The sequence below is a fragment of the Geobacillus subterraneus genome, assembly GCF_001618685.1.
Taxonomy (GTDB): Bacteria; Bacillota; Bacilli; order Bacillales; family Anoxybacillaceae; genus Geobacillus; species Geobacillus subterraneus.
Genome location: NZ_CP014342.1, coordinates 1,468,115 through 1,490,648 on the forward strand (window position 1 = coordinate 1,468,115; position 22,534 = coordinate 1,490,648).

Genomic DNA, 22,534 nt, shown 5'->3' on the forward strand with positions numbered 1-22,534 from the left:
GGAAACAGAATCATAGCGAGGGATGAAAACAATGCCAAAGTATGAGAAAATTTCAAACGAAATACGTAGACGAATTAAAGAGGGGCTCTATTCCCCAGATGAGCCGATCCCTGATGAAATCTCGCTCGCTGAGGAGTTTGGCTGCAGCCGGATGACGGTAAAACGGGCGCTTGATGTGCTCGTGTCCGAGGGGCTGTTGTATCGAAAGCGCGGCCATGGCACATTTATTGTGAAATCCGCGATGCTTAACGGATTAGTGAACGTTGTCAGCAACGAAACGCTCGGCTTGACAAATTTATTGGAAGGACGAAAGGTGACAAGCCGTGTGATCACCTTTGAAGTGCTGTTTCCATCTGATGAGGTGGCTTCTCATTTATGCGTCCATGCGAACACACCGGTGTATCACTTAATCCGGTTACGGAATGTGGATGGAGAGCCGTACGTCATTGAGCGGACATATATGCCTGTTCATTTAATTCCAGGGCTGAATGAAACGGTGCTCCACGGTTCCATTTATCATTATATTACCCATGAGCTCGGGTTAACCATTGCCGGATCGCACCGAAAGATTCGCGCCGATAAACCGAACGAGTTTGATCGGCAATACTTGCAATGTGCGCCCGATGATCCTGTGTTGGAGTTGGAACAGATTGGCTTTTTAAACAATGGGGAGCCGTTTGAGTATTCATTTTCCCGCCATCGGTATGATAAATTCGTATTTGTCACCGTCAGCACCCGTCGCTAAAAGGCGTCTGCCCAGCTGTTTTGAGGCAGGCGCCTTTTTCTATATATGGAGGAGGTGATCAAGTCAGAGCGGTTACAACTTTTGCCGAGACGGCACGGCCGCTAAAAATCGCTCGTAAATAACAAGCGCCGGGTCGGCTGGGGAGAGGGTGCGGTGATAGTCGTCGATCTTGGCGAGGCAGCGGGCCAGTGCCGGCGAGTTTAAGGTCGAGACGATCGCCTCTGACAGTGACGGAAGCCGGCGCCAATGGCGGAAATCAAAAACGAGCCCGTCATCGCACAAGAGACGGAAGTTGATTTCCTCTTGCCCCGGCAACATGGCATAAATGAACGCCGGTTTTCGCTTGCGGAGACATTCGCTTAGAGTGACGCCGCCCGGCTTCGTAAGCACAAAATCAACTTCATCATACAGGGCGCTCATGGCTGCAGGCGACGAAATATAACGGAGCGGGAGAAGACGCGGATGGTTGTTCTTTCTCAACCGTTCGTACAGCTGTTCGTTTGTGCCGCATAACACATAATAGTCAACCGGGTCATTCGGTGCGATTTTACGGAAGAGCTGCTCCCAATCGCCAAGGCCTAGGCTGCCGCCGCTAATGAGCCCGATGTAGCGGCTGCGCACAGCCCGCGGCGCCGGCGGCCGGGCGGTAAACGCCGGGTGAACGGGAATGCCGGTGACGGCGATCTTCTCGGTGGCGACTCCTTTTCCGGCTAATGCTTCCTTCATGGCCGGATGGCCGACAAAATGGCCATCAATGGCTGTTTTTCCCCATAAGTTATGGACAAAATAATCGGTATACACGTTGACGACAGGAATGTCGATTTCCCCACGCTGTTTAAGAAGATCGAGCAAATGCGATGGAAACGCATGCGTACAGATAATAAGCGCCGGCTTTAGGCGACGGATCAGCTGTTTCAGATGGCCGCCAAACAGCCACTCATAAGGCGGGAATGACGGCGGTTTGGAGACAGGGCGCAAAACAGAGCGGCGGTAGGCGGCGCTGTATGCCTTCGGCGCATGGTGGATGCAGCGCAAATAAAAGCGCGAAATCCACTGCTCTTTGGCGCCGAGCCGCGAGGAAAGCAGTTCGATTTTTTCACACTTCACAGCGCGGTCAATCGACCGCAACCCTTCGGCCAGCGCCTCAGCAGCCCGATGGTGGCCGGACGGAAGCTGAAGGAGCGGAAGAAAAAGCACCGTTGTCATAATGATCACAACCTAGCATAAATTTGGGGTTTGATTTCAGTATGCACGGCCTGCGATCGGTTATGCGATGGGGCTATGCTCCTTTTTTCCCCATTTATAATGCGCCGGCAAATGTTCCACAATGTTAATGCATAAGATCCAAGGCAAAGGAAGGATGCGTGCATGAAGGAAAAAGCGGTCCAATGTTTGTTGGCGATGTGGGGAGCCATCGATCCGATTTATTACGCCTGTTCCCGGCTCGAATACGCCGGCGAGGAGCGGGATGGGCGCCGCTCCATTTTTCGCGTCCGCCCGCTCCAGTACAAAGGGGAGACGATCCGCCTGTCGGACGGAACGACGATTGCGGCGAACGATTGGCTGTTGAAAATCCATCTTCACAACGTCCGGCTCGTGCGCGACCTGTTTCGTTATGACAGCGACATTAAAAAAGGGCGCTATCTTCTCGAGCAAGTCAAAGCCGGCTTGCCGTATGTCGCCTACCATCTTTATCACCATCAACATTCTGAACGGATGAAAGGGATTATCGGCATTACGATGTTAAACAAAGGATGCGAACGGCTTGGATTTGAAACGGTAGATATTTCTAATCCGTTGTACCGTTGGTTCAAAACAGCGGCGCTTGTGCCGATGATGGCGGTGGCCCGGCCAGGCCTGTCGCCGTTTAGCCGGCCGCCGAAGTATTTGTTGATGTCGAAAGAAAAGCTGTTTTCCTTATACGGTTACCATCTCATCCACTAACTCCCTCTTTCTTCTCTCCTCCTTTTCACTATAATGGTTATCGAGGGAGGAGAGAAGACAATGACGTTCTTTTTCATCATTCTATCATTCTTTTTGTTGTTCGCTTTTGGTCTTCGAAAAGCACACCGCAACACGTATGAAGCGGTTTTGCATAAAGTTCAGGTCGGCAGCCCGAAGGACGGAAACAACGCTATTCGCATTTTACAGCTGTCTGACCTTCATTTAGAAAAGCTGTCTATTTCCCCGGATGATTTATACGAAAAGCTGAAAGGGGAACCGGTTGACTTGATTGCTTTGACCGGTGATTTCCTAGACCGCGAAGCGAGCATCGCCAAACTCGGGCCGTATTTGACGGCGTTGAAGAAGTTGCAGCCAGTTTATGGCATGTATGCGGTGTTCGGCAACCATGACTACGTGCTTCAAGGCGAGCCGCTTGAACGCTTGAAGGCGACGCTTGAGGAGCACGGCTGCATCGTGCTGCAAAACGAAACGAAGACGATTACGGTTCACGGCCAAACGGTCAATATTATCGGCATTGACGATTTTTACACGGGGCGCAGCGACATCAAAAAGGCGTACGCCGGCGTGAAGAACGGCATCAACTTAGTGTTGACGCATGACCCGGACATCGTGCCGCATATGAGAGACTATCATTTTGATTATTTGTTGTCCGGCCACTTTCATGGCGGGCAAATTCACTGGCCAAAGCCGTATCATTTGGCGAAAATGAGCAAAACGCTCACTGAGCGGAACATGATTAAAGGCTATCATGAATGGGACGGCAAGCCGTTTTATATTAACGAAGGGCTCGGGCAAACTGGAGTGAACATCCGGATCGGCTCGAAGCCGGAAGTGACGCTCCACTTGTTGTCGTTGCCGTCCGTTTCACAAAGCGAAACGGTCAAAGCTGTCTAAAAGGCAGCTTTTTATTTATTTCTCCTTTTGAAAACGCTTTCTGACCTGCTCAGCATGGCGGATCGCTTCGTCCTCGTCTGCCTTATGCCACGAACGGGGAAAAGGGATAACGAACTGCATAGAAAAAGGAAACAACCGCCATACTTTTAAGGAAAGGAACGAATTGTCAATGGAGCCGTCGTGGAAGGCGCTGTTGCCATTTTTAGTGGTCATCCCGATTTCGATTTGGACGAAGCAAGTAATCACTGGGCTGTTTGTCGGACTTTTCGTCGGCAGCTATTTGATGCCGCCATCGCTGCTTGGCGGTCTGCGGACGGTGCTTCATTATGTTGTTGACAACTTGATGCAGACAAACAACATTCGCATTATTATTTTTCTATACCGCATTTTTCTATACCGCGCTCCTGTTCGGTGCTACGTCGTTTCTTTTTCGCTAGCCATGTTGCCGTCTTCCCCCCTTTCCATGGTAAACTAAAGGAAAAGAAAGAGAGGGGAACGGCGATGGAGGAGGCGGCACGGCAGCTTGAGGAGCTTGGCCAATGGCGAACAGACGATGCCGCCGCGCAGCTTGAACAGCTGAGCGAGCGGCTTGCTGAAGAGGACGCGTATTACCGTGCTGGAGAAGACCGGCAGGCGCGCGAACGGTATTACCGTTATGTGCCGTTTGACGGAGACGGATTGATGCTGTTTGTCCGCTATCATGAGTTAGTGGCGCACACCCATAAACGGCGTCTGCCGTATTTTTTCAGCAAAGACGAGTATTTGTACACATGGGTTGACTTACAGCCGGACGGGACGGTGCGCAGTTTGTATTCCGGCGAGCGAAAAGATCCGAAAACGTTGATCGTCCAAGATGTTGAAACGATGAAGCGGCGCTATGACGAGTTTCGCCAACTGTTAAAAAAAGCGAAACAGGGGCCGGGCGATGTGCGCGAGCGGATGAAAACGATCGAGAAGCAATGGAAATTCAATGCTGAACATGTCGTGCCGCAGTCATGGTTCGGTGCCCGTGAACCGATGAAAGGCGATTTGCACCATTTGTTCGTCTGCCAGCCGGAGTGCAACACGCTTCGGTCGAACTTCCCGTACGCTGACTTTCCATTTTACAATCCGGAAGATCCGAGCGAACAGATCCAGAACCGATGCGGCGTCGCCCATAACGGCTATTTCGAGCCGGAGTACGGCAAAGGGACGGCCGCACGGGCGATGTTGTATTTTTTGCTTCGCTACCCGAAGGCAATTGCAAAATCGTTCCGGCGCAAAATCGATATTCCGCTTCTTGTCCGCTGGCATGAGCAATTCCCGCCGACGGTGTACGAATACCATCGCAACAGCGCTATTTTTTTTATTCAAGGCAACCGCAATCCGTTCATCGATCTTCCCGAGTTGGCTAGGCGGATGGTGTTTCCGTTTGAAGGGGCGCTGTGAAATGAGGTGAAAGGCGGATGCCTGCCTGTTGTCCCGGGTGTCAAGGAATAAGGAAGATGAGCAGAAAAGCTGTCTCCGAAAAACGATCGTTCGTTTCGGAAGACAGCTTTTTTGCTGCTAGATAAAGCGTGAGAGAGGTTAAGCGGAAATCGTCTTGTCATTCGCTGTTTGGCGGTCTGCTTGTTTGCGGAAGTATGTGGCGACAATCGGACCGGAAATATTGTGCCAGACGCTGAAAATGGCGCTCGGAACGGCGGCGAGCGGCGAAAAATGGGCGGTCGCTAAGGCCGCACCAAGCCCCGAGTTTTGCATGCCAACTTCGATGGAAATCGCCTTTTGTTTTGGCGGCGACAGGCGAAACAGTTTGGCAAACCAATACCCAAGCAGCAAGCCCAGCCCGTTATGAACAACGACAATAAGAAAAATAAGAAATCCGCTTTTGGCAATGGCCGCCTGGTTTTGTCCGACGACGGCGGCGACGATGGCCACGATGGCGATGACAGAAACGAGCGGCAGCGCCGGGATGCACGCTTTGACTTGCTTTTGGAACAGGGCCTGGGCGATGAGTCCTAAAAGGATCGGAATCAGGACGACTTTGACGATCGACCAAAACAAAGCCGCGGCCGATACGGACAGCCATTTTCCGGCTAAAAGCAAAATGAGCGAAGGCGTCAAAATCGGCGCTAAAATCGTCGAAACAGAAGTGACAGCGACTGACAGCGCCGTATCTCCTTTCGCCAAGTACGTCATGACGTTGGACGCCGTGCCGCCCGGACAGCAGCCGACTAAAATAATGCCGAGCGCCACTTCACGCGAAACCGGCAGAAAGTAAGCGAGCAAAAACGCGATAAGCGGCATGATCAGAAACTGGGCAACGACGCCGATCAACACCTCAAGCGGACGCTTGAATACTTCTTTGAAATCATCCGCTGAAAGCGTCAATCCCATGCCAAACATAACGATCCCTAAAAGCGGCACAATATACGGAGCGATCCACGTAAACGCGCCGGGAGCGAAAAAAGCAAGCGCACCAAATAGAAGCACCCAAATCGCAAACGTATTGCCGCCAAAGTTGCTGATTCTTCCTAGTGTATTCACTGTACTCACTCCTTGAACAAAGATGGGAAAGATATACAAGAAATTATATACATTTTTTTGAAAAGTTCAACTAACGAATCGCCAAATTTTGAAGAAACGTTGACAATATGGAGTCGCTGTGAAAAAATTCACTCCCTTTTTCTCTCATCATCGCTTTAAACATGGTCGATGTCGCTGAAAAACGCGGCGTCAAAATCGATGCCGCCAAGCTGTCGCGCCATCTCGGCGTCCCGGTTGTTCCGGTCATCGCCCGGACGGGAAAGGGGACAAAGGAGTTGTCGTGCACCATGCAGATAGGAATCCGTTTTCTTTATGTGCTGTATAAGCGGGAGAACGTTTCATAAAGCGTAGGCTCTTTTTCACCGTTCGCTAGATATACGGCGCGCTGTTTTTGTCGTTTCTTGTTCCGAAAAACAATGAAACCAAGAGAAATAAGACGATATTTATTGAAATTTGTTCGCAGTTAGGACGAATAGCCTATTTACATGAGATGAAAAAAACGGTAAAAATAGAAATGAGGACAGCAGTTTAGAAAAGAGAGAAAATTCCGTTTTTGAGGGGACAGCATCATGGTTTACGATGGGATCATTTTGTCGTTGTTAATCGGCTGGTTTCGCGGCGGAAGCCTGAAAGGGTTGGCCAACATGAAATTGCGCGGCGGTTGGTTGTTTCCGCTCTTGTTGGCGGTGCAGGTTGTCATCTTTTTCCTTCAGGAAAAAGTGGCATGGATCGCGAAAATGAGCAATGTGATTTTCCTTCTCGTCTACATCACCGGGCTTGTGTTTTTATGGCTCAACCGCCATCAGCCAGGATTTTCGGTTATTTTCGCCGGCGTCTTGCTCAACTTTATTGTGATGGCGGTCAATGGCGGGCGGATGCCAGTATCGGTCGAAGCTGCGCAATTTCTCGGCCGCGAATATATTGAAGCGTTAAAAGCCGGTCTGTACGGCAAACACCAGGCGATCACATCGGATACACTTCTGCCGTTTCTCGGCGACATTATTCCGCTGTCTCCGCCGTATCCGCGCCAACAAGTCATCAGCATCGGCGACGTTGTGATGAACGTAGGGGCGTTCTTGTTCATCCAGCATCTGATGCTCAGTGCACCGCGCCATGGGGCAGACGATGCTGAAGAAACAGCGGGCGCTCCTGCGATCAATAAATAAAATTACAATTTTGAGGAGGAGAAGAAAATGAAAGTCAAAGTGAAACAAGTGTTGATCAACCTGTTTATCCTTGGTTCGGTGATTGTGGCGTTGACGTCGGGGTTTAGAATTGGAAGCTAAAGTTTAAGAAAGGCAGAATTGTAGACAAAATAGAAGAGAATGGGTATTTTTCTAAAGTTGGAATTGACTTTTAAAGACAAATATGGTAAAAACGTTGTTTAAAGGGATACATTGTGTAAAAAGAAAAAATGCTGTTTTGGTTTTCTTTATCACCCTTCTTAGTACATTTTGTGGTAAAGAGCCAACAGAATTTTTTTTTGATAAAAATGAGAGTGATTATAGGATGACTCCGACATTAAAATGGCAAGGGAAAATATATTTATTTTTCATTTCTTCCATTAGTTTAATTGTTTTTATTACAGGAGATGGATTTTCTACTCCATCTCTTAAAGATTGGGTTTTTGTTTATTTTTTAGTGTCCGCTGTCCTTTTATTAAGCTATTTTTCTGTTCATCTCCCGCCTAAGGATAATTCTTTTTCGATGGATTCGGCCATTTACTTAGCTGTTATGTTTTTGTATGGTATTTCCCTTGCATTGAAGGTTCTATTGATTAGTATTTTAGTAGAATTTTTATATAAGCGAAAAATGGCATGGTGGAAACATCTATTTAACTTTTCTATGTATTCTTTGATGATTGCGGGAGCTTTCTACTCCTTTTTGTTGTTTGGTGGACAGATTGGAGAAATTAAAACTGATCATTTGTTTCCGTATATGATTAGTTTGTTAGTATATTTTTGTGTGAATATTAGTTTAATATTTATGTTCTTTGTTTTCTTAGAGCGTGTATATAAAGGTGCTTTTAACTTTGGTGTCTTGCTTGAGGCCATGGTTAGTTACTGTGTTACTTTAATATTATCGCTTGTTCTAGCTATTTTATTAGATAAAGAACAATATTTTGGTTTGTTTTTGTTTATTGTTTTAGTCATTATTCTATCAGTAGTATTTAAGAAATTTATAAATCTATATGAGTTAGTATCTAACCGCGCCAACAAAGACCATCTCACCGGCCTATACAACCACGGCTTTTTCAAAGAAACGCTCAAGGAGCAGTTTTCCGACTGCAAGATGCTCAAGCAGCCGCTGACGCTGGCGTTTCTTGACTTGGACGATTTTAAAAAATATAACGACCGAAACGGCCATTTGCAAGGGGATCGGTTGTTGACGTTTTTTGGGAAGCTGCTGCAACAAGCAGTTGAAGGGACGAACTTTACTGCCGCCCGCTATGGCGGTGAAGAGTTTGCCATTTTAATGCCCAACACGACGAAAGAAGACGCGCATGCATTTTTAAACCGGTTGCGCAAAGAAGTGAACGATACATATTTTGACGGCGTCGAGCATATTCCGTATCGTTGCCTGTCGTTTTCGTGCGGCATTGCCGAGATGGAAAAAGATATGTATGAAAGCAATGAGCTCATCCATCGGGCTGATCAGGCGCTCTATTATGCGAAGGCGCAAGGGAAAAATAACGTGCAATTGTATGATAAGCATAATATGTGCCTGGATGAAATTAAGTTTAAACAAGACTTGGAAGCGCTCGAGCAGCAAGTGAAGTTTTTTCTTTCAAAAGACGTCTATACATACCGCCATAGCAAACGAGTGTTTAAATATGCGGTCGAGTTTGGCAGCTGCCTCGATGAGTTGACTGATCACGAGCGGCAGACGCTCATTTTGGGAGCACTCATTCACGATATCGGCAAAATCGAAGTGCCGCGCGATATTTTAAATAAGCAAGGGAAGTTGGAAAAACACGAGTGGGAGATTGTCAAGAAACATGTCACATGGGGGCGGGAAATCATTGCGGCGGAGAAGCGGTTTGATGATTTGCTTCCGCTCATCGAACTGCATCACGAACGGTATGATGGAAAAGGGTATCCGTACGGGCTGAAAGGGGAAGAAATCCCGAAACTGGCCCGCATTTTGTGTATTATCGACTCGTTTGATGCCATGACGACGGAACGGCCGTACCAGCGGACGAAAACGTTCGAAGAGGCGGTCGAGGAAATTGACCGTTGTGCAGGGACGCAGTTTGACCCGGCCTATGCGGCGAAGTTTATCGCGTTTGTGCGCGAGCGTTATTTGCCGCTAGCTGAGATGCAACAACTGAATTGAACAAGGGAAAGGACACTTGCCGGTGGCAAGTGTTTTTTGTTTTTCACCGTTTTGCCACGCTTTTGCCAAATAATGTTCACTGATCTTGGAAATGAAGTGACTTTTTGCACAGTGGAGGTCAAGGGCGGGTGGCTATAATGGTAAACGAATTTCTCACTGTAGAAGGAGGAGGGGCATGAAACAAACGGTCGTCATTTTTCTCATTAGCGCTTTGATCGGTTTGGCTGGCGGTTATTCGTATTTTCAGTTGGGAGGAACGAAAGGAGAGACGAATGCGACGCAGGCAGGAAAACAAGAGACGGCTCAATCGTCCCAACCATCAGCTTCGACAGAGGATGGGAAGGGGGCGGGCAAGACAACAAACGCTAGTACGCAGGACGGGACTATCCTGCAACAAAAAGGTTGTCTCTCTTGCCACTCTGTTTCCAAGCTTAACTTGCAAGGAGGGACGACCGGTCCGGATTTATCGAACGCTTATCGAGAAGTCGAGGGCAAACACGGCAAGCCGATTGAAGAGTTTTTAAAAGCGCCGACGTCTGCGGTGATGTCTGGGGTGATCAAATCGAATCCGCTGACAGATGAGGAGCGGGCCGAAATTATTGCTCTCTTAAAAGAAGCATCCGAAAAGTAAGAAACGATGGGAGGAACGAGAGTGAAGAAAAAAGTGATTTCCGCGTTGTCAGGGTTGGCAGCTGGAGTGTTGGCGTCAACTGTCTTTTTCGGCAATTTTTCCACTCCTGATACCGTTTCGACTGCATCGGCCAAAACCGATGCGGAAAAAGTGTACGTTCCGTTTGGTGAAAAAGATGAATATTACTTGTTCGCCTCTGGTGGCCACTCGGGGCAAATGTTTATTTACGGGGTGCCGTCGATGCGGCGCATTCGCACGGTTCCTGTCTTTTCGCCCGATCCGGCGACCGGCTACGGCTGGGATACCCATTCGAAAAAAATGCTTGGCGGCTATACGTGGGGCGATTTGCATCATCCGGCTTTCTCGGAAACGAATGGAGAATATGACGGCAAGTATATGTTTGCGACCGATGTGGCGAACAGCCGGGCGGCAGTGATGGATTTGAAAACGTTTACGGTCAAAGACATGATCGAAGTCCCCAATACGAGCGGTCCGCACTGTGCCGCGTTTGTGACGGAGAATACCGAATACTTATTTTTGCCGACCCGATTTTCCGTTCCGATCGGCCATCAGTACGCCTCGCTTGATGAGTATAGCGAAAAATACCGTGGCGTCATGAGTGCGGTCACGTTCAATGAAAAAGCGCAAAAGCTGCACATTGCCTATCAAGTTGCGCTGCCCCCGTGGTCGTACGATTTGTCCGATGCCGGGAAAAAAATATCAAAAGATTGGGCCGTGCTGACAACGTACAATACGGAAGAAGCGACAACAAACTTGGAAATCAACGCGTCTCAAGAAGACCGCGATTTTATCGTGTTGTTCAACTGGAAAGAGCTTGAGAACATGGTGAAAGCGGGGAAATATGACAATGTCGGCGGCCAAAAAATGATCTTTCCGGAAAAGCATAAAGGGGGCATTTATTTGGTACCGGTCGCCAAATCGCCGCATGGCGTCGACGTTACCCCAGACGGGAAATATTTCATCGCCTCCGGGAAGCTCGCCCCGTTGTTGACGGTATTTTCGTTTGAAAAGGCGTTTCAGGCGATTGAAAAGAAAGAGTTTGCCGGCGAGCGGAACGGCATCCCGATTTTGAAATACGAATCGGTGATGGAGCGGGAAGTCAATCCGGAAAACGCGCTTGGGCCGCTGCATACGCAGTTTGATGACAAAGGCATGGCGTATACGACGATGTTTATTTCGTCTGAAATTGTGAAATGGAATCCGGAAACCGGCGAAGTGCTTGACCGCGTTCCGGTTCAATATTCGCCAGGGCATGCCGTCGCGGCGGAAGGGGATACCGTATCTCCGGACGGCAAATATTTAGTGTCGCTCAACAAGTTGGCGAAAGACAGCTATTTATCGGTCGGGCCGTCCCACCCGGAATCGATGCAGCTCATTGACATTAGCGGTGACAAAATGAAAGTGATCCAATCGTCGCCGGTCGATCCGGAACCGCACTATGGGCAAATGATCAAGGCCGATAAAATTAAAACGGTTGAAGTGTACCCGAAAGAGAACAACAATCCAGACGCTGTGTACAACCAAAAAGACGCCCGCATCGTCCGGAAAGGAAATGAGGTGCACGTCTACGGCATCGCAATGCGTTCGAAGTTTATTTTTGATGCCAATGCGAAGCGGCCGGACGTCATTGAAGTGAATGAAGGAGATAAAGTTGTCATCCACCTGACGAACCTTGACTTTGATGAGGACATTACCCATGGTTTTGCCATCAACCAGTATAACTTGAATATGGAAATTCAGCCGGGACAAACGAACACGATCGAGTTTACCGCCAATAAGCCGGGAACGTACCCGTTGTATTGCACGAACTTCTGTTCAGCGCTGCACCAAGAAATGACCGGGTATTTGTTGGTAAAGCCGAAACAATAAACCGAGGGGGCGGACGCGCCCCCCCTGACTAACAAAAGAGGTGTGAAGAAAATGGCTGCAGCGAAACTGTCTCCGTTGTCTGCCGTCTTTGTCGGCGCGGCCGGAGGATTGCTGCTTTTGTCTTTAGCGTTTCCTTGGTGGGGGATGGATTTCATCGCTCCGCAATATCCGGAAGGATTAGAGATTATCGTTTATCCGAATCGGCTTGAAGGGGATATCGACATTATTAACGGACTCAATCACTATATCGGCATGAAGCCGTTTAGTGAAGAGAGCTTTCCGGAACTTGGCTATTTGTCCTACATCGTGATCGCTATGGCCATAGCGGCATTCATCATCGCGTTCACGAGAAGCAAAAGAGGGCTGTACGTGTTCATCGCCGCCTTTCTCATTGGCGGGGCGCTCGGTCTTTACGATATTCATCGCTGGCTCGCTGACTTTGGAACGAATTTAAACGATAACGCCCCGATCGATATCGATCCGTTTGTGCCGCCGATTTTCGGAGAAAACCGGATCGCCAACTTTACGACGTTCAGCTATTTTGCGACCGGTGCGTATCTCGTCGGTGCCGCGTTCGTTTGCCTGCTCGTTCCGCTATGGAAGGAGAGAAAAACATGAAGCGATGGCTGCTCATTTCCTTGTTCATTTTTTTCTTTTTCGATGTTCCGAAAGAAGCGGCTGCCGGCCAGACGCTGCAGCAACTGATTGACGCTGCTCCGGCTCACGGCACGATTCGCCTAACAGGCCAAACGTACATTGGCGATATTGTCATCGACAAACCGCTGACCATCATCGGCACAAAAGGCACGGTCATTCAAGGAAGCGGGCGCGGCAATGTGATTTCGATCAAAGCGCCGCATGTCACCATTACGCATGTGACCGTCACGAACAGCGGAAAAAGCCGGAGCACGCAAGAGGAATACGTCGGCATCAAAGTTTATTCCGATTATAATACGCTAGAACACATAACGGTAAAACAATCGTTTCATGGCATTTACTTGAGTCAGGCGCATCACAACCGGATTGCCAACGTACGGGTGATCGGCGAACAAAACGGAGAAATCGCCGGACAAGGAAATGGGCTGCACATTTATTATTCTAATTTTAATGAGCTTGAACATAACACCATTATCGGAACGAGAGATGGCATCTTTTTTGACTACGCCAATCATAACGTCGCCAAAGGAAATGAAGTGTCTCACACCCGTTACGGGCTTCACTACATGTATTCGGATGATAACGCGTTTGATGACAATACGTTTATGCTTAATAACGGCGGGGCGGCGATCATGAACTCGAACCGGATTGTCCTGAAAAACAACCGCTTTTTCTTCAACAAAGGAATGCGCTCGTTTGGGTTGTTGCTGCAGATGGCAAATGACAACCGGATCATTGGCAATACGTTTTATCAAAACGAGCGGGGATTGTATATTGATCAGTCGAACGATAATTTTTTGCAGCGAAATGTCTTTTTGCAAAATGAGATCGGCATTGAGCTTTGGTCGAGTTCACAGCGGCAAACGTTTACGGAAAACCGGATTTGGAAAAATACGATTGCTGTCGCGCGCCTTGGCGGCGGGGACAGGAATAGGTGGGATTTTCGCGGGGTTGGCAACGACTGGGGCGGCGAAGCGGCGTTGCTTGATTTGAACCAAGATGGGAAAGGGGATTCCCCGTTTCGCTATGCGTCTTCCTTTCATAAGTTAGCGGAAGAAAATGAACTGGCGTATTTGTTTTTGTCGTCGCCGAGCTTAGGTGTCTATGAGGCGATCAACGAATGGCGGCAGACAGACGAAGTGATGGCGGTCGATCATGCGCCGCTTGTGAAAAAGACCATATCAGCCGGCTGGTGGTGGGGACTGCTCGGCTTTGGAGCCATCGCGGTGATCGTGCCGAAAAGGAGGATTCGGAGATGAGCTACATTTGGAAAGAATGGCTTGAGCTTTCGCGGGGGAAGGCGTTTTGGCTGTTTTTTCTGCTCGTTGTTGCCGCATCGCTTTCCGTATTGATGAGCGCAAAATCGTTGCCGGCTGAGCATGGACTGACTATTTTTTTGCAGATGCTGTTTGACATGAATGCGTACATCGTTCCGCTTCTTTGTTTATTTTTTGCTTCTTTTTCCGTCATGCAGGAGAAAGAGCAGCGGACGATGGTCATGATTGTCGTCAAAAGCGGGCCGCCTTGGATGTTTTTATGGAAAAAAAGCGCGGCGATCCAGCTCATTACAATGACGGTGTTTGTCATTTGGTACTTCGTTTTGATCATTCCGGCCAAGTTTTTGTTTGTCTTTCATTTATCGTATTTTCTTTCTTTTTTGCTCGCCACGATGGTGCTTGTGTTTATTTTTAATCAAATTGGAATTTGGCTCGGTTTCGCGTGCAAGACGAAAATTCAGTTGATTGGCGCCAACTTGTTTGCCGCGTTCTTTTTCATTTATTTGTATGACTTTGCGCTGCTTTCTGTTTTGCCGTCGGTGACGTATGACAATGTGCATGTGTTCTCCTTCGTGTATTTTCTGCAGCCGCTTCATGCGCTCCGTTTTTACTTAGAGACGTCGCTCGGGATGTTCTCGCTCGATTATTTGTCGCGGACGATGAAAAAATTTTTCTCCTTCTCTCCCGGCGTCCTTGTTGCGCTCAATATCGCGGTCTGGGGGATGGGGGCGCTAGCGGCATCGATGCTGTGGAGCCGAAAGGGGGAAGAACGATGATTGAAGTGGCGGGATTGACAGTTTCGTACCGAAACAACAAAGTGCTTGATGATGTCCATCTTGTCATTCAGAAAGGGGAGCGGTGTGCTTTAGTCGGGCGAAACGGCGCCGGCAAGTCGACATTGATTCATAGCTTGCTGAACTTGCTTCCGGCAGCAAGCGGAACGGTGTATATTGACGGCATTGATCATCGGCGGCACGAGTGGAAAAAGAAAGTCGCCTATTTGCCGGAAAAGTTTCAGCTGTATCCTCAGTTAACGGGGGAGGAAAATGTCCGCTTTTTTGCCTCGTTGCACGGCGCGGTCGATGAAGAGCGGATCGAAGACGTTTTGCACACCGTCCGGTTATGGGAAGCGCGCCATATGAAAAGCAAGCAGTATTCGAAAGGGATGCTGCAGCGGCTCGGGCTTGCTATTATGCTGTACTACGATGCTGACTTGCTGATTTTAGACGAGCCGACAAGCGGGCTTGATCCGTTAGGAAGGGCGGACGTGCTGGCGATTTTACGCTCTTTGCCGAACAAAACGGTGTTGCTGTCGTCGCACCATATTGACGAAGTCAGGCAGCTCTGCACCCATGTCGCCTATTTGGAAAACGGGAAGATCACGAAATACCGAGTCGAAGATTTTGAGCTTAGCACACTGATGGAGGGAGAATAAAGTGAGGCAACAATGGATGATCGTGATGGCAGCGCTTCTCTTCTTGCTTGCCGGGTGTCAAGGAAACGATTGGACGGTGTCGGTGAAAACGACCCCTTTTTATAAGGAAGGGACGGCTTCTTCGTTTGCGGTCGCCATCCAAAAGGACGGGAAGCCGGCGGGTGGGCTTGAAGTGACGGCGGTCTTTGAGATGGCGAATATGGATCACGGGCAAACAGTCGTCCAATTGGCGGAGAAGGAACCCGGCCTTTATGAAGGGAACGTGCAGCTGCCGATGGACGGAGAATGGGACGCTTTGTTGCAAATCAAAGACGGCGATGAGACGGTCGAAAAGCTCGTTACCCTCAAGGTGAAGAAGCAAGACGTGGCAGCGATGATCAATGGCACCGCGATTACAGCGGCAGAAGTCAAGTTCTACCAAACACGCTGGCAAATTGAGATCTCTTCGGCCATGGAAGCGGTCAAAAAGCAGTATCGCGGCGAAGAGCTCAACGAGCGGCTCAGTTATTGGAAACGGCAGTTGAATGAGACGACTGAGCCCCGCTCCGCTGTTACCCGTCTCATTGAACTGCACTCGATGGCGCTGCTTGCCGAAGAAAAAGGCTATTCAGTAGATGAACCGGCCGTTGATCGTGAAGTGGAAAACAGAAAGCGGCAATACGAAGGGAGCGAAACCGCTCAAACACTCATCCGCCAATACGGTGAGGCGGCATTTTGGAAGCAAGAACGGCGGTATGTCCAGCTCGTTTTGTTGGCGCAAAACGTGTGGAACGACATGGTAGAACAAGTGAAAAATGAGCATCCGAATGTAACGGAGGCGGAGATGCGTTTTTTGGCGCAAAAGAAGTATGACGAGTTGCTCGTTTCCCAAATCGACTCTTTGTCCATTCAACTGTATCTTTCCGGACGATAGTTTAGAAACATTGCCTGATCGGAATGAAAGGCAATGTTTTTTTGTTGTTGATGAATGATTATGATCGTTTTAAATACTATTTTTGATTAATATTGAGTGATAATGAATGATTTTGATTGATTTTTTCTTTGCTTTCGCTTATGATAAGGGTACAAGCGATATCGCTCATCATGGGAGGTGGGAACGTGTTGACCGAAGAGCGCCACCGCCTCATTTTGGAACTTTTGGCGCAAAAAGGAGTTGTCAAGCTGCAAGAGCTCGTAGAGGCGACCGGTTCGTCCGAGTCGACGATTCGCCGCGATTTGACGCAGCTTGAAAAAGAAAAACAGCTGCGCCGCGTGCACGGCGGAGCGGCGTTGTTGCAGCAAAAACGCGAAGAGTTAAGCGTGTCGGAAAAGTCGCTGAAATATATAGAGGAAAAGCGGCGGATCGCCGCCTATGCGGCCAGCTTGGTGCAAAAAGGAAACTGCATCTATTTGGACGCGGGAACGACAACGTGGGAAATGATTCCGCACTTGGCTGACAAAGAAGTCACCGTGGTCACGAACGGCGTGATGCATGTGGAGCGGCTGCTTGAGCATAACGTCACGACGTACTTAGTCGGCGGCATGATTAAGCCGAAGACGAAAGCGTTAATCGGCCGCGGAGCCATTGAGTCGCTGCGGCAGTACCGCTTTGATCAATGTTTCATCGGCGCCAACGGCGTGCACGACGAATATGGCTATACAACGCCGGATCCGGAAGAGGCGCTCGTCAAATATACGGCCATGCAACTGGCGCAACGTGCGTATGTGCTTGCGGATCATTCGAAGTTGAATGAAAGCGCGTTCGCCAAAATCGCCGATTTGCATGAGGCTGTATTAATTACGGATGAGTTGGATGAAGAGTGGCAAGAACGATACAAAGCAAAAACAACAGTAGAGGTTGTCGCCCTATGATTTATACATGTACGTTAAATCCATCGGTTGACTATGTGGTTCATGTTGATGAATTGCGTGTCGGGGAATTGAACCGTGCGATGAAAACGTTGACATTCCCGGGCGGGAAAGGGATTAACGTGTCGCGCGTGCTCAAGCGTCTTGGCGTCGACAGCACGGCGCTCGGGTTTGCGGGCGGATTTACCGGTGCGTTTATCGAAAACGAACTCCGAAAAGAAGAAATCGCCTGCGACTTCGTTCATGTTCCCGGCCAGACGCGCATTAATGTAAAGCTGAAAGCCGGGCTTGAGACGGAAATTAACGGTCAAGGCCCGGCCATCGCCAGCGAGGATGCTGCGCAGCTGACAGCGAAAATCGAGGCGCTTTCCGCTGATGACGTCCTTGTGTTGGCGGGAAGTGTGCCGCCATCGCTGCCGGCGGATGTATACGAGCAGCTGGCAGCGGAGACAGTGAAGCGGCAAGCCCGCCTTGTCATCGATACAAGCGGTCCGGCGCTCCGATCGTTGCTTGCCTGCCGGCCGTTTCTTGTCAAGCCGAACCATCATGAGCTTGCTGAGCTGTTTGGCGTCTCTGCGCTGACGAAAGAAGAAGTCGTCATCTATGGCCGCCGTCTGACCGAGATGGGCATTTGCCATGTCATCGTATCGATGGGCGGTGACGGAGCATTTTATTTCGGCAAGGAAGCTGCGCTGTTTGCTGAGGCGCCTAAAGGAACGGTGAAAAATTCAGTTGGGGCGGGCGATTCGATGGTTGCGGGCTTTTTAGCCGCCTATGCGGGCGGAAAACCGATCGCGGAAGCGTTCGCCTACAGCGTAGCGGCCGGAAGCGCAACGGCGTTTTCCGAAGACTTGTGCACGAAAGAGGAAGTGGAAACACTCGTCGGCCGCGTTCGCGTCGTGCGTTTATAAGCGGAAATAAAGGGGGATCACACAAATGAAAATCACCGATTTGTTGACAAAAGAAACGGTCATTCTTGAGCTTCAGGCGAAGACAAAGAGCGAAGTGATTGATGAGCTGGCGGCGAAGCTCGCTGAGGCGGGAGCGATCGGCGATGTCGAGACGTTCAAACAAGCCATATGGGCGCGCGAAAAGCAAAGCACGACCGGCGTCGGGGATGGCATCGCCATTCCGCACGCCAAAACGGCGGCGGTCAAGCGCCCGGCCGTGGCGTTCGGCCGTTCCGTGGAAGGCATTGATTATGAGTCGCTCGATGGCAAGCCAAGCCATTTGTTTTTCATGATCGCCGCGCCAGAAGGAGGGGAGCAGACGCATTTGCAAGCGTTGGCCCGATTGTCTTCGATGCTGATGGATGCATCGTTCCGCGCCGAGCTTGAAAACGCTTCAAGCGAAGAGGAAGTCGTTCGTTTGCTGGCGGCAAAAGAAAGCGAAGAGGAAGCGCCGTCGTCGCAGGCCGCACCGACTGGCGGTGGGCGGAAAGTGCTCGCCGTTACCGCTTGCCCGACCGGGATTGCCCATACGTATATGGCTGCCGATGCGCTGAAGGCGAAAGCGGCGGAAATGGGCGTGACGATCAAAGTGGAGACAAACGGCTCTGACGGGGTGAAAAATGCCCTCACCGCACAAGAGATTGAAGAAGCTGCGGCGATCATTGTCGCGGCCGATAAACAAGTCGAAATGGACCGCTTTGACGGCAAACACGTGATCCAAGTGCCGGTTGCACAGGCGATCCGCCAGCCGGAAACGCTCATTGAGCAGGCGCTGCGCCAAGATGCGCCGATTTACCGGGCGAGCGGCGCTTCGCGGGGCGGTGCGGGAGCGGTGAAGCCGCGCACCGGTTTTTACAAACATTTGATGAACGGTGTTTCGAATATGCTTCCGTTCGTTGTCGGCGGCGGGATTTTGATCGCGCTTTCCTTCACTTTCGGCATTAAAGCGTTCGACCCCAACGACCCGTCGTACCATCCGTTTGCCAAAGCGTTGATGGATATCGGCGGCGGCAATGCGTTCGCCTTAATGATTCCCGTGCTTGCCGCGTTTATCGCGATGAGCATCGCTGACCGGCCGGGATTTGCGCCGGGGATGGTCGGCGGCTTTATGGCGGCCAACGGCGGCGCTGGTTTCCTCGGCGGATTGATTGCTGGTTTCCTAGCCGGGTATTTGGTCGTCGGATTACGGAAACTGTTCAGCCGCCTGCCGCAGTCGTTAGAAGGCATTAAACCGGTGCTGTTGTATCCGCTGTTCGGCATTTTCCTGACTGGCATGATTATGATGTATATTGTCATCGATCCGGTGAAAGCGCTGAATGAAGGGTTGAAACATTGGCTCGAAGGTATGGGAACGGCGAACTTAGTGCTGCTTGGCGTGGTGTTAGGCGGCATGATGGCAGTCGATATGGGCGGTCCGATTAACAAAGCAGCGTTTACGTTCGGAATCGCCATGATCGACGCCGGCAACTATGCGCCGCATGCGGCCATTATGGCCGGCGGGATGGTGCCGCCGCTCGGATTGGCACTGGCGACGACATTCTTCAAGAAGAAGTTTACGAAAGCCGAGCGCGAGGCCGGCAAAACGTGCTATATTATGGGGGCTTCGTTCATCACGGAAGGGGCGATTCCGTTTGCGGCGGCCGATCCGGTGCGGGTCATTCCGTCGATTATCGTCGGCTCAGCTGTAGCCGGGGCGCTGACGATGCTGTTTGGCATCGGACTTCCGGCGCCGCACGGCGGCATTTTCGTCATCCCGATCGTCAAAGGAAGCGCATGGCTTTACATCCTTGCCATTTTGATCGGCTCCATCGTCACGGCACTGATGATCGGGCTGTGGAAAAAAGAAGTGAAAGAATAAGAGAAAAAGCGTTCCGCGGGCAGCGGAGCGCTTTTTGCCTGTCGGAGCGGCGGGTTTTATGGCTTGTTTCCGCCCGATTCAGCACGTCTGCATCCCCCGCTTGCGGCTAGTTGGGCGGAGATGTCCGTCACCTCGCCAAGCTTCAGGCAAAGCAGGCGGGCATCGTCCAACCCGCGCCGCCGCCACTCGGCCCGTAGGCGGTCGAGTGCTTCTTTCGGCGTATCGTCGGCGAGGCGGAACGCCCCGTAATGCATCGGGACAAACAGACGGGCGCGGCAGTCAAGGAATGCCTGCACCGCCTCTTCCGGCGTCGTGTGCTGCGGTCCCATAAACCATTCCGGCTCATACGCGCCGATCGGCAGGAGGGCATAGTCGACCGAAAACCGCTCGCCGATGTCGCGAAAGCCGCGGAAATAGCCGCTGTCGCCAGCAAAATAAACCGTCGGTGCGCCGTCTGCTTCAATGACCCACCCGCCCCAGTGCGACGTATTCGTATCCCAAAGCGTTCGCCGCGTCCAATGTTGGGCGGGAACAAACGTGAGCGATACGCCGTGAAAGGAGGCCGTCTCCCACCATGACAATTCGGTGACATGACGGCAGCCGCGGCGGCGGAGCAGGCGGCCGAGGCCGACCGGAACGAATACATGCGGATCACCGGGCAAGCGGCGGAGGCTGCCGAAATGCAAATGGTCATAATGGCCGTGGGAGATCAAAACGGCGTCAACCGATGGCATCTCCTCAAGCGGTACGCCTGGGGCTGACAGGCGTTTGGCCGTTCCCATCCGCTTCGCCCAGACGGGATCGGTGACGATCGTGATGCCGTTCATTTGCACGACGAACGTCGAATGGCCGATCCAACAAAGCTGCGGCCGTCCGTTCGGGTGATGAAGCCGGTTCCATTGCGGCGGCACGGCGTGCGGTACGACGTACGACAAGTCTTTTTGCTTTTGTTTCCGTTCCTGCTGCCAGCGGCGAAAATCGGCCCACGTTTTTTGCGTCGATACGTTATCTAAATTTTCGTACCGTTTCGGCATCGTTTTTCTCCCCTTGTTTGTTTGCGCTATAATTAGAGTAGCAAACATTGCTTTCCGGTACAAAATCTTTGTTCAGGTGGTGGAATCGATGCTTCGTTCCTTTACGATCCGCACGGCGAAGCGGGATGAAATGATTGAGATTACTTCATTTGTCGAGGAAACAGTGCGCCAGTCTAACGTAGAAGAGGGAGTGGCGATCGTCTATTGTCCGCACACGACGGCAGGAATCACGATTAACGAAAACGCTGACCCTGATGTCAAGCGCGACATGATGCGCCGTTTTGATGAAACGTATCCGTGGGAGCATCCGCTTGATCGCCATATGGAAGGAAACACGGCCGCTCATATGAAAGCGAGCACGGTTGGCGCGTCGCAGCACGTCATTATTCACGAAGGCCGACTGCTGCTTGGGCGCTGGCAAGGTGTGTATTTTTGTGAATACGATGGGCCGCGCCAGCGGACGTTGTATGTGAAAGTGATCGCAGGCTAGCAACCATAATTGTATTATGTAAACAAAAAGGATAAGGCGGAGAGACGATAGGTAGGTTAGCAAGAAGTTTGGGACCATTATAGATAACCCCCGGACAAAGTGTTTTGTCCGGGGGTTACCGTTACGCCGGTGTCGTTAAAATGAGCGGTCCGTTTTTTGTAATGGCAATCGTATGTTCATATTGCGCTGAGTACGAGCCGTCGATGGTTCGCGCCGTCCAGCCGTTTGCGTCCATTTTGCTTTGCCAAGCTCCCATGTTCACCATCGGTTCGATCGTAATGACCATCCCTTCTTTTAGGCGCATTCCTTTTCCTTTTTCACCAAAATGGGGGATGTACGGTTCTTCGTGAATTGTCGGACCGATGCCGTGCCCGGTGAAATCGCGGACGACGGAAAACCCGTGCGATTCGACGTACGTTTGAATGGCATGGCCGATATCGCCGATCCGGTTGCCGAGGACGGCCTGTTCAATTCCTTTATACAACGATTCTTCTGTCACTTCCAACAGTTTTTGCACGTCTTTGCCGACGTCGCCGATGGCGTACGTCCAAGCGGAATCGGCGAGTGCCCCGCGCCAGTTGACGACAAAATCGATCGTGACGATATCGCCTTCCTTGAGCGGTTCGTTGCGCGGAAATCCGTGGCAAATTTCATCGTTCACCGAAGCGCATGTGGCGTACGGATAGCCGCGGTATCCTTTTTGTTCCGGCTTGGCTCCGTATTTGGCCAAAAATGTCTCGACGAACCGGTCGATCTCCATAGTGGTCACCCCCGGTCCGATGCGTTTGGCGATTTCTTGATGGCAGGCAGCGAGCAGCTTCCCAGCCTCGCGCATCAATTGAATTTCCCGTTCTGTTTTGACGTGAATCATGCCAACGTCTCCTTTTCTCTCGATGTGTTTCCATTCCTATAGTATTGTAACAAAAACAGCGGCGTTGATAAACCGCGGCGAAACAAGCGAAGAGATGAAAAGGATGCCCGAAAAAACGAAGGCATCC

The 22,534-nt window shown here is 50.6% G+C and carries 21 protein-coding genes and 2 pseudogenes; 19 read left to right on the top strand and 4 right to left on the bottom strand.

All coding sequences use genetic code 11. The annotated features are described in order from the left end of the window. Positions 1-31 precede the first annotated feature (31 nt). Positions 32-745, top strand: a complete 714-nt coding sequence (locus GS3922_RS07225) for a GntR family transcriptional regulator (RefSeq protein ID WP_063165787.1) — start codon at positions 32-34, stop codon at positions 743-745. A 72-nt stretch (positions 746-817) separates the two neighbouring features. Here the strand turns inward: GS3922_RS07225 and GS3922_RS07230 are convergent, their stop codons facing one another. After that, entirely contained in the window at positions 818-1,951 is a 1,134-nt protein-coding gene (locus GS3922_RS07230; RefSeq protein ID WP_063165788.1) for an MGDG synthase family glycosyltransferase, read from the bottom strand. Positions 1,952-2,113: 162 nt separating this feature from the next. Between GS3922_RS07230 and GS3922_RS07235 the strand changes: the two genes are divergently transcribed. The 4 genes and pseudogenes from GS3922_RS07235 to GS3922_RS07250 all read left to right on the top strand — a co-directional run bounded on the left by GS3922_RS07235 (position 2,114) and on the right by GS3922_RS07250 (position 5,032). Beyond that, entirely contained in the window at positions 2,114-2,689 is a 576-nt protein-coding gene (locus GS3922_RS07235; RefSeq protein ID WP_063165789.1) for a YkoP family protein, read from the top strand. 60 nt (positions 2,690-2,749) lie between these two features. After that, complete coding sequence (locus GS3922_RS07240) at positions 2,750-3,604, top strand: metallophosphoesterase (RefSeq protein WP_063165790.1); 855 nt, start codon at positions 2,750-2,752, stop codon at positions 3,602-3,604. A gap of 169 nt (positions 3,605-3,773) precedes the next feature. Beyond that, positions 3,774-3,986: pseudogene (locus GS3922_RS07245) on the top strand (Na+/H+ antiporter NhaC family protein); the annotation flags it as partial. A 119-nt stretch (positions 3,987-4,105) separates the two neighbouring features. After that, entirely contained in the window at positions 4,106-5,032 is a 927-nt protein-coding gene (locus tag GS3922_RS07250) for an endonuclease I family protein (protein WP_063165792.1), read from the top strand. A 138-nt stretch (positions 5,033-5,170) separates the two neighbouring features. Here the strand turns inward: GS3922_RS07250 and GS3922_RS07255 are convergent, their stop codons facing one another. Then, positions 5,171-6,130, bottom strand: coding sequence for a bile acid:sodium symporter family protein (locus GS3922_RS07255; protein WP_063165793.1), 960 nt, complete (start codon positions 6,128-6,130; stop codon positions 5,171-5,173). A gap of 143 nt (positions 6,131-6,273) precedes the next feature. Here GS3922_RS07255 and GS3922_RS07260 point away from each other — a divergent pair. The 13 genes and pseudogenes from GS3922_RS07260 to GS3922_RS07320 form a co-directional block, all read left to right on the top strand. Next, positions 6,274-6,408, top strand: a pseudogene (locus GS3922_RS07260) (FeoB small GTPase domain-containing protein); the annotation flags it as partial. Positions 6,409-6,699: 291 nt separating this feature from the next. Then, the gene (locus GS3922_RS07265) at positions 6,700-7,296 is read left to right on the top strand and encodes a DUF5317 domain-containing protein (protein WP_063165795.1); all 597 of its coding nucleotides are present in this window, start codon (positions 6,700-6,702) and stop codon (positions 7,294-7,296) included. Positions 7,297-7,639: 343 nt separating this feature from the next. Further along, a complete protein-coding gene (locus tag GS3922_RS07270) occupies positions 7,640-9,466 on the top strand; it encodes a bifunctional diguanylate cyclase/phosphohydrolase (protein WP_063165796.1) in 1,827 nt (608 codons plus the stop codon). 175 nt (positions 9,467-9,641) lie between these two features. Next, positions 9,642-10,097, top strand: coding sequence for a c-type cytochrome (locus GS3922_RS07275; RefSeq protein WP_033010814.1), 456 nt, complete (start codon positions 9,642-9,644; stop codon positions 10,095-10,097). A gap of 21 nt (positions 10,098-10,118) precedes the next feature. Next, a complete protein-coding gene (nosZ, locus tag GS3922_RS07280) occupies positions 10,119-11,987 on the top strand; it encodes a Sec-dependent nitrous-oxide reductase (RefSeq protein WP_063165797.1) in 1,869 nt (622 codons plus the stop codon). A gap of 51 nt (positions 11,988-12,038) precedes the next feature. Further along, entirely contained in the window at positions 12,039-12,605 is a 567-nt protein-coding gene (locus GS3922_RS07285; RefSeq protein WP_042382788.1) for a hypothetical protein, read from the top strand. Next, the gene (locus GS3922_RS07290; RefSeq protein WP_063165798.1) at positions 12,602-13,903 is read left to right on the top strand and encodes a nitrous oxide reductase family maturation protein NosD; all 1,302 of its coding nucleotides are present in this window, start codon (positions 12,602-12,604) and stop codon (positions 13,901-13,903) included. Before GS3922_RS07285 ends, GS3922_RS07290 begins: the two co-directional genes overlap by 4 nt. After that, positions 13,900-14,697 (top strand): hypothetical protein, encoded by a 798-nt coding sequence (locus tag GS3922_RS07295; RefSeq protein WP_063165799.1) that lies wholly within the window; start codon positions 13,900-13,902, stop codon positions 14,695-14,697. Before GS3922_RS07290 ends, GS3922_RS07295 begins: the two co-directional genes overlap by 4 nt. Next, positions 14,694-15,356, top strand: a complete 663-nt coding sequence (locus GS3922_RS07300; protein WP_033010819.1) for an ABC transporter ATP-binding protein — start codon at positions 14,694-14,696, stop codon at positions 15,354-15,356. Before GS3922_RS07295 ends, GS3922_RS07300 begins: the two co-directional genes overlap by 4 nt. Position 15,357: 1 nt before the next feature. Next, the gene (locus tag GS3922_RS07305; RefSeq protein WP_225995627.1) at positions 15,358-16,269 is read left to right on the top strand and encodes a FixH family protein; all 912 of its coding nucleotides are present in this window, start codon (positions 15,358-15,360) and stop codon (positions 16,267-16,269) included. Between the two features lie 185 nt (positions 16,270-16,454). Next, the gene (locus GS3922_RS07310) at positions 16,455-17,207 is read left to right on the top strand and encodes a DeoR/GlpR family DNA-binding transcription regulator (protein WP_063165800.1); all 753 of its coding nucleotides are present in this window, start codon (positions 16,455-16,457) and stop codon (positions 17,205-17,207) included. Beyond that, positions 17,204-18,115, top strand: a complete 912-nt coding sequence (gene pfkB / locus GS3922_RS07315; protein WP_063165801.1) for a 1-phosphofructokinase — start codon at positions 17,204-17,206, stop codon at positions 18,113-18,115. The genes GS3922_RS07310 and pfkB overlap by 4 nt, the downstream gene beginning before the upstream one ends. Positions 18,116-18,140: 25 nt before the next feature. Next, the gene (locus tag GS3922_RS07320) at positions 18,141-20,012 is read left to right on the top strand and encodes a PTS fructose transporter subunit IIABC (RefSeq protein WP_063165802.1); all 1,872 of its coding nucleotides are present in this window, start codon (positions 18,141-18,143) and stop codon (positions 20,010-20,012) included. Between the two features lie 56 nt (positions 20,013-20,068). Here the strand turns inward: GS3922_RS07320 and GS3922_RS07325 are convergent, their stop codons facing one another. Beyond that, positions 20,069-21,046 (bottom strand): MBL fold metallo-hydrolase, encoded by a 978-nt coding sequence (locus GS3922_RS07325; protein ID WP_063165803.1) that lies wholly within the window; start codon positions 21,044-21,046, stop codon positions 20,069-20,071. A gap of 88 nt (positions 21,047-21,134) precedes the next feature. Between GS3922_RS07325 and GS3922_RS07330 the strand changes: the two genes are divergently transcribed. Next, complete coding sequence (locus GS3922_RS07330) at positions 21,135-21,536, top strand: secondary thiamine-phosphate synthase enzyme YjbQ (RefSeq protein WP_063165804.1); 402 nt, start codon at positions 21,135-21,137, stop codon at positions 21,534-21,536. Between the two features lie 121 nt (positions 21,537-21,657). Here GS3922_RS07330 and map read toward each other — a convergent pair whose 3' ends face one another. After that, complete coding sequence (gene map, locus GS3922_RS07335; RefSeq protein WP_063165805.1) at positions 21,658-22,407, bottom strand: type I methionyl aminopeptidase; 750 nt, start codon at positions 22,405-22,407, stop codon at positions 21,658-21,660. Positions 22,408-22,534: the final 127 nt, after the last annotated feature.